Annotated in this window: 12 protein-coding genes; 3 read left to right on the top strand and 9 right to left on the bottom strand. The window is 53.3% G+C overall.

What is annotated here, in order from left to right; genetic code table 11:
* Positions 1 to 458 precede the first annotated feature (458 nt).
* From QNK41_RS20230 to QNK41_RS23155, 8 genes are all read right to left on the bottom strand, one after another.
* Positions 459 to 800, bottom strand: coding sequence for a hypothetical protein (locus QNK41_RS20230; RefSeq protein ID WP_319260801.1), 342 nt, complete (start codon positions 798 to 800; stop codon positions 459 to 461).
* Positions 801 to 1,216: 416 nt separating this feature from the next.
* Entirely contained in the window at positions 1,217 to 1,525 is a 309-nt protein-coding gene (locus QNK41_RS20225) for an isoamylase early set domain-containing protein (RefSeq protein WP_319260798.1), read from the bottom strand.
* A 2-nt stretch (positions 1,526 to 1,527) separates the two neighbouring features.
* Complete coding sequence (locus QNK41_RS20220) at positions 1,528 to 1,809, bottom strand: STAS domain-containing protein (protein ID WP_319260796.1); 282 nt, start codon at positions 1,807 to 1,809, stop codon at positions 1,528 to 1,530.
* Between the two features lie 204 nt (positions 1,810 to 2,013).
* Positions 2,014 to 2,529, bottom strand: a complete 516-nt coding sequence (locus QNK41_RS20215; protein WP_319260794.1) for a response regulator — start codon at positions 2,527 to 2,529, stop codon at positions 2,014 to 2,016.
* Positions 2,530 to 2,724: 195 nt separating this feature from the next.
* Positions 2,725 to 3,381: a response regulator transcription factor gene (locus QNK41_RS20210; RefSeq protein WP_319260792.1), complete on the bottom strand. Its 657-nt coding sequence runs from the start codon at positions 3,379 to 3,381 to the stop codon at positions 2,725 to 2,727.
* Positions 3,378 to 5,204, bottom strand: a complete 1,827-nt coding sequence (locus QNK41_RS20205; protein WP_319260789.1) for an ATP-binding protein — start codon at positions 5,202 to 5,204, stop codon at positions 3,378 to 3,380. Before QNK41_RS20205 ends, QNK41_RS20210 begins: the two co-directional genes overlap by 4 nt.
* 37 nt (positions 5,205 to 5,241) lie before the next feature.
* On the bottom strand, positions 5,242 to 5,364 hold the full coding sequence (locus QNK41_RS20200; RefSeq protein WP_319260787.1) for a hypothetical protein: 123 nt from the start codon (positions 5,362 to 5,364) through the stop codon (positions 5,242 to 5,244).
* Between the two features lie 223 nt (positions 5,365 to 5,587).
* Positions 5,588 to 5,752 carry an FmdB family zinc ribbon protein gene (locus QNK41_RS23155; protein ID WP_413815189.1) on the bottom strand — a complete coding sequence of 55 codons (165 nt, stop codon included), beginning with the start codon at positions 5,750 to 5,752 and terminating at the stop codon, positions 5,588 to 5,590.
* A 407-nt stretch (positions 5,753 to 6,159) separates the two neighbouring features.
* On the opposite strand from QNK41_RS23155, the gene QNK41_RS20195 reads away from it, so the two are divergent.
* The 3 genes from QNK41_RS20195 to QNK41_RS20185 are packed head-to-tail and all read left to right on the top strand — an operon-like array spanning position 6,160 to position 8,937.
* Positions 6,160 to 7,731 carry an AAA family ATPase gene (locus QNK41_RS20195; protein ID WP_319260784.1) on the top strand — a complete coding sequence of 524 codons (1,572 nt, stop codon included), beginning with the start codon at positions 6,160 to 6,162 and terminating at the stop codon, positions 7,729 to 7,731.
* A 27-nt stretch (positions 7,732 to 7,758) separates the two neighbouring features.
* Positions 7,759 to 8,736 (top strand): universal stress protein, encoded by a 978-nt coding sequence (locus QNK41_RS20190; protein ID WP_319260782.1) that lies wholly within the window; start codon positions 7,759 to 7,761, stop codon positions 8,734 to 8,736.
* Positions 8,737 to 8,769: 33 nt separating this feature from the next.
* Positions 8,770 to 8,937, top strand: coding sequence for a desulfoferrodoxin FeS4 iron-binding domain-containing protein (locus QNK41_RS20185; RefSeq protein ID WP_319260780.1), 168 nt, complete (start codon positions 8,770 to 8,772; stop codon positions 8,935 to 8,937).
* A gap of 7 nt (positions 8,938 to 8,944) precedes the next feature.
* On the opposite strand, the gene QNK41_RS20180 is transcribed toward QNK41_RS20185, so the two are convergent.
* Positions 8,945 to 9,100, bottom strand: a complete 156-nt coding sequence (locus QNK41_RS20180; protein ID WP_319260779.1) for a hypothetical protein — start codon at positions 9,098 to 9,100, stop codon at positions 8,945 to 8,947.
* Positions 9,101 to 9,365: the final 265 nt, after the last annotated feature.

Raw genomic sequence — 9,365 nt, 5'->3', positions numbered from 1 at the left:
AGAGATCCAAAAAGCATTAATGCGCTTTTATATCCACGGATGGGTTCACCAAATACGGTTAGGGCTGGTAGAAAGAATGAGAAAATGAAAATTGCAAACCCTAGGAAATATCATTTTCGTTTTAGGCGCATTTGATGGCTTCTATTAACGGCCGCTTCAGCGAAGACGGAATGCTACCTGCTGAAAGGCAAGGTTAAGTTATCCCCATCGTTGCATAAAAACATGTGAAAATTATTGTAACATTCTGTAAAGATAGAGAAAACGTTTAAGCCTACCAGATTTTCAGGAGTCCACCGGATGTGAATTCCTGCAAAAACAGTGATTTTCTCATGTTTTTACCCTTTCGGGAAAGCGGGAGGATTCCAGATCCCGCGTTGCCAAGGGATTGCAGTAAAGGACTACGGCGTCACCCTCGGCGCCTTGGCACTGAAACCCTCCCGCTTTTGCAACGCTGGGGTTTAGTCAAGGTATCTCAAACCGATGCCATACCCGATGGCGTTTTCGCCGGCCAGGTCCTGCCGCCATTTGACTTCGGCAAGGCAGATGGATCGCGGCCGCTCCTCATCAGTTATGGATGGCGGTATGGCGGGGTAGCGGACCATCCGCATGATGAGGATGGTCCCTGATTGATACTTGTGGGACGTTTCGATATAGGACCCCTGGCTTGAAAAATTGCGCATGACACCGGCCGATGCATAGATGGTATCGGTGCTGGCATATGGTCGGCAGGTAATCGCTGCCTCGGTGGGATTGCGCGGAGAAACCCGCTCAATCGGTTTTTTCTCTATTGTATTTTGCATGTTCTCACCATGGGAGCCAATGGCATCCTTCCTTCTTTTGTGGCTATGCAGCATGCCCGTCCCTTCAAAAGGATGGCAGCGCCTACGAGCTGCATAGCCAGAAGTTAAGAACTGACTGGCGGCCGCACTAAAGCATTTCACCAGGCTTAAATTTCTGGAGCCGGATCGAAAGCTTTTATCTGCTTCGGCCGCTCTGAAGCCTGTCGGCGGCATCGTTCTCGGCGGCAAATCCATCCCACGGTGCTGATATAGATGAAACCCTCGCACGGCTCCTTGCGGCGTTCGTCCTCCCGTTGGTGTTCATGCTGGACCATCTGCTCGAAGTCGAACGTGTTCTCTTTGTTGTCTTTAATTGCTTTCAAACGACACCTCTCGATCATTTCACCGGCCAATTACCGTTTAGCCAAAAGGGCACGCTAAAGGCTGATCACCGAATTATAGCTGTTTCCAAAAGGAGACGGCAGAAAGTCGTCGGCATCGGGATCGTTTTCCCAACTGGAAGCCCCCAACAGATAGCGGAACTGGTATGACCGGCCTTTTTCCAACTCAACCGTGGCGCTGAAGGCACCGTTTTTCAATTGCTTCATCGGTGTCGCCGAGGTCGACCAGTCGTTAAACTCACCCACCACGTGCGCCATGGTTGCCCCGTTCCCCACGTATTCCGGAATCTTAAAGGTGACCTTGCACACGGGTTTACGCTTCAGAAACTGTTTGCGGATACTCATCTTTACCTCTCTTCCTTGAATTTTTCACTGAACCGCCCGGTCACTTTAATATCTGCCCGGGTGTTGTTCAGTTTGGACATCCGGGGAAGAAAGACGTCGAGGCCGAACGTATTGATCGTTTTCAACCCATCCGTGTCAATGGCCACCTTGCTGGAAGTTTTGACGCTATCATCCAGAATGTTGATCAATTCACACGCCGATGACGCATCAAAATCACCAAACAGCCGAAGCGCCATGGATTGTTTGCTGATCTCCTTTGCACTAACGCGAAAATTTACCGCCATACCTTCATCTCCATTAAAATGGGTATACCTGCGTAGATCCTCCCTGTTAAACGAAGGAGCAATTGCTACAGACGTTGTTAAGCGATTGTTTTTGAAGACGGGTGTAATCTTTGGCGATCCATGAAACATCCATTAGCTGTTCTCTCCTTGATGCGTTTGTCTCCACATTAGGCGGATGGTTGTATTTGGTTGCCCCGCCAGGGGTCAGGACATCCATTTTCCTAAACGCGGTTGAATAGCCATTTCAATTTTCTCTTTCAAAGATTTCAGGTTGAAGGGTTTCAACAACCTCCCGTCCACAATACCGGATCCATCCAGCAGATCCTCGATCTCTTTTTCGCAGTGGCCGGTCATGATAATGACCCGGGTCCCGAAATGCCTCTCTTTGATCTGATCGGCCAGCTGATATCCGTCGATGAAGGGCATGTCATAGTCGGTGATGACCAGGTCGTAATGCGCCTTGTTCAAATAATAGAGAGCGTCCACCCCATCTTCGGCAATGGTGGGGCGATAGCCCAGGTTCACCGCCATTCTGGCCAACAGTTTCAGGATGACCGGGTCGTCGTCCACGATCAGGATCCGGCTGGTATCCGAATCAAGCGCCAACCTATCGAACGACTGCGCGGAGGGGTCATCAATCGACGTGTGAAAGGCTTCGGACGCCTGGGGTAACCCGCCATCGGGCGACGGTTCCAATCGGTTTACGATCAACGCTGGCATGGGCAACCTCCTTTTTCATCGGCATTAAATGTGAAGAATAGCAGCGTCAGGAGGCAAAAAACGTCATTGCGGCAGGAAGCGATTCTGCTGGTCCACTTATAATGCAGCCGAGCCAACACAAACAATTCGCAGAACTGCCCAATTTTTAGATGGCCTATAGGTAATTTTGCCCATGGGGGAGGCGGGTCGGACGGGTTACGGCACGCTGGTGGTATATCCCTGGGCGATGGCGTAGCGCACCAGGTCGGCGGTGCGCTTGAGGTTGAGTTTGGATCGGATATTGGCGTGGTGGCGGTGGACCGTGCGAACGCTGATGCAAAGCTTGTCGCTGATCTGCCGGTCGGTATCCCCCTCTGCGATCATCTGCAGCACCTGGCGCTCGCGGGGGGTGAGGGGGTCCGGTGAGGATTTATGCGTGCCCTTGCATATGGAAATAATGGCCGAGGGAAATGCGCTGGCCAACTTTTTGGACAGGTAGGTTTCACCTTTTCGAATCTGGTCGATGGCCTGGAGCAATTCATCGCCCGAATCCTCCTTCAACAGGTAGCCTTTGGCACCCGCCGCCAGTGCCATGGAGAGAAACTCCTCGCTTTTGTGCATACTCAGCATGAGCACATGGACATCGGGGTACAGGGAGTGAATTTCTCGGGCCGCTTCGAGACCGCGCAGCCCAGGCATGGAGATATCCAGAATCACCATGTCGGGCACTGTTTTTTTGAGCAGTCTCAGCAGCTTCAGGCCGTCTCCGGTTTCACCGGTCACCGCCAGCCCGGGCACCGCAACGATCATGTTTTTGATGCCTTCCCGCATCATCACATGATCGTCGGCAAGAATGATCCTGTATGCGTTCATCGGACGGCCTTCGGGTTTGGGCAGGGAACGCGGATGACCAGCCGGCAGCCCTTGCCCGCCTTACTGTCAATGGACAGATCCGCCCTGATCATCCGGCAGCGTAGGGCCAGGGCGGACAGCCCCATTCCCATGCGACCATTGGCCCGATAAAATTGGTTTTGGACATCAAAACCGATGCCGTTGTCTTCGATTCGGATCCGGATGGTGTCACCTTCGCGACTTGCAGCCAACACGCCCCATGTGGCCTGTGCATGCTTGTGGACATTGGTCAGCGCTTCCTGGAAGATGCGAAACAGGCAAACCTGGGTCATTGGATTCTTGATTTGGTCGAGCAAATCGATATCCGCCTCCACCTGAACGGTCGCGTAGGTTGAATATTCACGAATCATCTGCCGGGTGGCGGCGGTAAGACCCAGTGTCTCCAACGCCGCCGGCTTCAGGCCGTGGGCAATGTTGCGGATGTCGTCGATAATCTTGTCGGAATAGGCCAGCAGACCCTCGCATTCTTGAATCAAATCGTCCGCTTCGTCCGGTAGTCGGCGTTGAAGGCTTTTCAGGCGAAGCTTGAGCACATTCAGGTCCTGGCCGCATCCGTCGTGAAGTTCCATGGCGATGCGCCGTTGTTCATCTTCTTGAACCGTCAGCAGGTGACCGGAGAGATCATTGAGCGTATCCACCGATTCGCGAATCCTTTCCTGCAGGTGAAACCGCTGAACCGCCAGTCCAAGCCGCGAACCGACATCTTCCAGGTTTTCGACCAGCCGCAGGGGAAACCGGTTCTCCCGATGGTCGGCCGCATGAATCAATCCTTCAATGGTGTCGCCAATGCCTATGGGTATCAGCGCCACGGATTCGTAACCGTGAGCATTGCACACATTTCTGGTCGAACCCAGATCTTCCGGAGCCACCGTAGCTAAAAAACGGCTGGTTGCATTGATATAAAAGGACCCTTTGTTCGTAAAAAAAGGCAGGCTGGGGTCGGTAGTTCCTTTGATCACCGTGATGCACATGCACTGGTCGGTGTGAAGGGACAACGGGCTTTCGGATTCGTAAAATACCCGGCTGAATCCGTCGTAGGCCTGGTAGGGAATGTTGCCTTCATCATCACGGATACGAATACCCACCGCATCGCATTGCAGATAGGACTTAACCTGCTGAACAAACGCTTCCAACAGGTCTTCCATGCCGGTGGAACGGCAGGCAAGCTCGAGGCAGGTTTGCATCAAGGCGAAGCTTGAGGACACATGCACAAATTCGCTGGTGTCCACAAGCGTGATACTGTATCGCTGTTCATCATCGTGTGCTGAGAAAAGGGGCTGCATCTGCAACCGGGCATCGAAGAAGAGGCCCCCCTCTTTTTTCATTTTCAGTTCAAAAATGACGTTGTCCGAATTCTTTTGGCAGTTCAGCTTTTGATAGTAGAAGCAATCCTGATCGTCCCGGTGGATGAAATCGGTGATACAACGGCCGGTCAGCGTGCTCCTGGGCGCATCGAGCGAGATGGATGCGGAAAGATTTATTTCGTGGATCACCCCGTCCCGGTCGATAACCAGGTAGCCGATGGGTGCAAAGTTGAACAAACTGGAATAGTTGCGATAAAGCCTTTCGTATTTGCGGCTGGCATCCGCGATGGTGTCACAGCTTTTGGACAAAGCATCATTTTGCATCTCCAACTTGGCCTGATTGGTCTGGATTTCATGAATCAGGCGATTGATTTCCTCGGTCTCCCGATGGTCGGAGCCTGTGTCGGAGTGCGCCACCAATCGCTCGACTCTGCGGTGCAGTTCCGTCCAATGGGTCTCGAAGATTTTTTGCGCGGTCATATCGATCTGTCCTGGGGCATCTGAGGCTGGATCCCTATCAGCCGGCCGGTCTTTCAAAAATGGCAAATTTGACCCGCTGGTACTTTTCGTCCACCAGGTTGGTGATGTCGCTAACGGGGTGTCCGATAACCACCTGGCAAAGGCTGATGATCCGGGTCATCGCCGATATGAAGCGCCGCACGCACAAGCCGAGGCAGACGATCGATGATCAAGGATCAGGATCTCTGGAAGATACCGACCCTAAAGGTGGCTCATTGAAATTCGGGCATAAGGATGGATGATACCCGCCCTGATGAGAAAAATGTTACCGAAAACAGTCCGGCAATGTCAACTGATTTCATTCAGTTTAAGGGCTTGCCTTGCGGCGGGCCAATCTGTTTGCATCAGCTCTTTCTAGACGTTTTGGTCTGGAAGGTCGAGATTTGACGTTTGACGTCCGGGGACTTGCATTTGGGACAGGCGTGGTTTTTCTTTTCAAACTCCTCCAAACGAAGATAGAGCACAAACGGTTTCTTGCAGGATTCACAGAAAAATTCATAGGTTGGCATAAGTTGCTCCTTTGGTTGGACGGTTGTCCTGAAGAAGCCAGGTATGTCGGTGTGCGGTCGCATAAAAGGGCGTTCTGGACGCACACCAGTCTTGATCCGGGTTGAGATCCACTATCCAGCAGAATGGCTGAAGCGAGTGCATAGCCGAATTAATAATTTAATACCAAGGATCACGGCTGGCGGACAATCCTCAAGATTACCCATTCCGTAGAAAAAAAATGAGTATTTTTAACCATTCACAGTTGATCAGAAAGTCCATAAAATCATAGGAGACACTGATCATTGCTTGCGGTTCAACTGGATCTGAAACCTGTCAGCTCTTTTTTCATCCTGTAAAGGATGCCGCTTTCACAATATCCTTTGTCAAGGCCAATTTGAACAAATCCGACCGGCGGAAAAGATAACTCATGGAAAAAAACCACCAGGCCGAGATTCTCAAAACCATGATGCAGGCGGACTTTTACCCGCACTCGGTGGAGACTGTCGAACGACGTGAGACCCATATCTCAACGGTGTTTTTGACCGGCCCTTTTGTTTACAAAATCAAAAAGCCGGTGGATCTTGGATTCCTGGATTTTACGAGTCTTGAGAAACGGCAGCAGTATTGTCTGCAGGAAATCGCCCTGAACCGTCGCCTGTCCCACGGTGTTTACATCGACGCGGTTCCCATCACCTGCCATGACGGTACCTATGCCCTGAAGGGGTCGGGCGAAACGGTGGAGTTTGCCGTGAAGATGCATCAGCTTGCCGAAACCGATTCCATGCAGCAGCGCCTGAAGCACGCCACGTTGGATGACGGAGATATCGAATCGCTGGCCCGCCTGCTGGTTGGATTTTTCGCACAGACCGCAGCGCTTGACCACGTGGACCTGTCTGTCGCCCCTGCCTGGGAAGCAAATCTTCAACGAGCCGAGCCATTTGCCGGCGTGTGGATCGACCGACGACAATTCGAGTTCGTCCGGTCCGCCGCACGTTCTTTTTATCGCAGGCATCAAAACCTTTTTCTCCGCCGCCGCACTGACGGCAAAATAAAGGATGGCCACGGGGACCTGAGAACCGATCACATTTACTTTACGAAATCCGGTATCCAGGTCATTGATTGCATCGAATTCAACGACACGTTGCGCGTCCTGGACATCATCAACGATCTGGCCTTTCTGGCCATGGATCTGGAATACAACCATTTCCCGGAAACTGCCCGGATGCTGATCCGGTCGTACGTCGAACAGACCGATGACGTCGGCGCCCTGCCGCTGCTGGATTTTTACCGTTGCTACCGGGCCATGGTGCGCTGCAAGGTGAGCTGTTTCCGTCTCCGGGAATGTGATGACCGGGGCGCAGACCGCGACATGCAGAAGGCGGCTGCCGAACGCTATCTGGCCATGGCCCATGGTTATGCCACCGCCTTCAGCCGACCGATCCTGTGGGTGGTGTGCGGACTGCCCGCCTCGGGGAAAAGTACCATCGCCAGCATGCTGGCATCGGTCCTTGACGTCAATGTGTTACGCTCGGATGTGATCCGCAAGGAGCTGTTTGCCGGTGGTTCTTCCGCACCATCCAATCCACATGCATTTGGGCAGGAAATGTACTCTGCCCTTGCCAGCCAGGCCACCTACGAAAGGATCTTCGCCCTGGCCCAGGAGGATCTCAAAAGGGGGAAAAGCGTGGTGATCGATGCCACCTTCAGCCGGGCGACGCGGCGGAACCAGGCCCTGCGGATCGCCGCCGACCGTCAGGCAATACCCGTGTTCATTGAGTGCCGAGCCGCCGAAGCAACCCTGGCTGTACGGTTGCTGAAACGGGAAACTGAATCGTCGGTGTCCGATGCCCGTCTGATTCACCTGGCGGCCTTTAAAAAACGCTACCAGCCCATGGTCCGCATCGGCAATGAAATCCATATCCCCGTGGACACCGAAAACCCGCCGGCGATCTGCCTGCGGCACATTCTGCTGACCAATGCCCTGTTTGTCGGCTGTTAAACGGGTTCACCCGGAAAGGAGGCAGGCATGTTTAATCGAATTATAGCCGCAACGGATATCGTCGCCACCGGCGATGCACCAGTGATATCGGCAGCCCGGATGGCCCGACAACAGACTGCCCGTTTGTATATGCTGCATGTGATGGAGTCCGCTTCGACGGAGAATCGCCGCCTGGTTCGTCATTTCGAGACCGGCGAGGAGATGATCGCCGATGCAGACTATGCGCATGCCGTCGGGCAAACATTGGAAAAGACGTATAAGGATGACTTGTCGGATATTCGCCATGAAATAAGGGTCACCGCCGGCTACCCGTGGGAGGAGATCCTGCGGTGGGCCAGGGAGATCGAAACTGATCTCGTCGTGATGGGTCCCCATTCGACCCGGGTAGAAGAAAAAGAAGTGATTCGAGTTGCCGGCCGGGTCGGGTCGACGGTGGAAAACGTCGTCACCCGCGAGACCTGTCCGGTGATGGTGGTCAACCGCCCCGCGCTAAAGGACCAACTGCGCTTTCAACGGGTGCTTGTGGCGGTCGATTTCTCCCGATCCTGCGAATGCGCGATCTGTTTTGCGGCGGAGTTGGCTAGACAATACCGCAGCCGGCTGTTGGTGTTTCACATGATTCCGGTGCCCCCCTTCCCCAAATACACCCGGAACGATTACACGGCCGATGCGGCCCATGCGAAAAAGCGGCTCGAATCGTTTTACGAGGGATACCTGGACGGCACCGACCACCGCTACCTGATCAAGGCCGGCGCCATGCCCCACCTGGAGATACTCACCTGCGGCGGAGAAAATAACGTCGATTTAATCATCATGGGCTCCCACACCAAAGAAAAGCCCGGAAAATGGTATCCGGGCAGCGCCGTGGAGCGAGTCGCCTACCGGGCAGCCTGCCCGGCGGTGGTGGTCACCGACCCCGAGGCGCTGACCCACTGGGATCTTAGCGTCTCCGCTGATGATGGCGAAGGCAAGGACCGGTTGATCCACGTGTTCAGCGGGACATAAACCGGAAAACACACAAACGTAAGGAGAACCGTCATGACAACCAAATCTGAAGTATTCAAATGTGAAGACTGTGGTGCCATCGTCGCCGTTATCACCGGGGGCAAAGGGGAACTGACCTGTTGCGGCAAGAAGATGGCAGAGGTTACGCCCGACAAGGCTAAAAAACTGATCCACGGCATGAGCCGCCCCGGTTCCCCCTGAATGGGTTTCAGCGCCGGTAAATCCGGTCGACCCAATCCTTGAACCATTTCGGTTTCTGGAACAGCACCATGATCAGCACCATGGCGGTAATGGGAATGGGAACGACGGTGTCGACGATGGCGAGCACGATAAGGTTGATCAGGATTTGCGTTTTTAGGGACACATTCATTATCCTTTGACTAGAGGCGTTTTAATACGGGCGATCACATCATTGCTCAGAACCATTGGATTAGGGAAAGAATGGGTCAGTATACGCCACCCATTCGAAGATTGTCATCAACAATCATGACGGATTCGTAAAAAGCCCGAGATCTGCGTTACGCTTCATCCTTCGTCACTGCAGCGTACCATAAGTACGCCTCATTCCTCAGGATGGAACATGAATGTTCGCCGTAAGGATCTTGATCGATTTGCCATTCGCTCGCCTA

This window comes from Desulfosarcina sp. (genome assembly GCF_033791525.1).
Taxonomy (GTDB): Bacteria; Desulfobacterota; Desulfobacteria; order Desulfobacterales; family Desulfosarcinaceae; genus Desulfosarcina.
The sequence above is the reverse complement of the archived record's forward strand: the minus strand, read 5'-3'. Positions and strand labels throughout refer to the sequence as shown.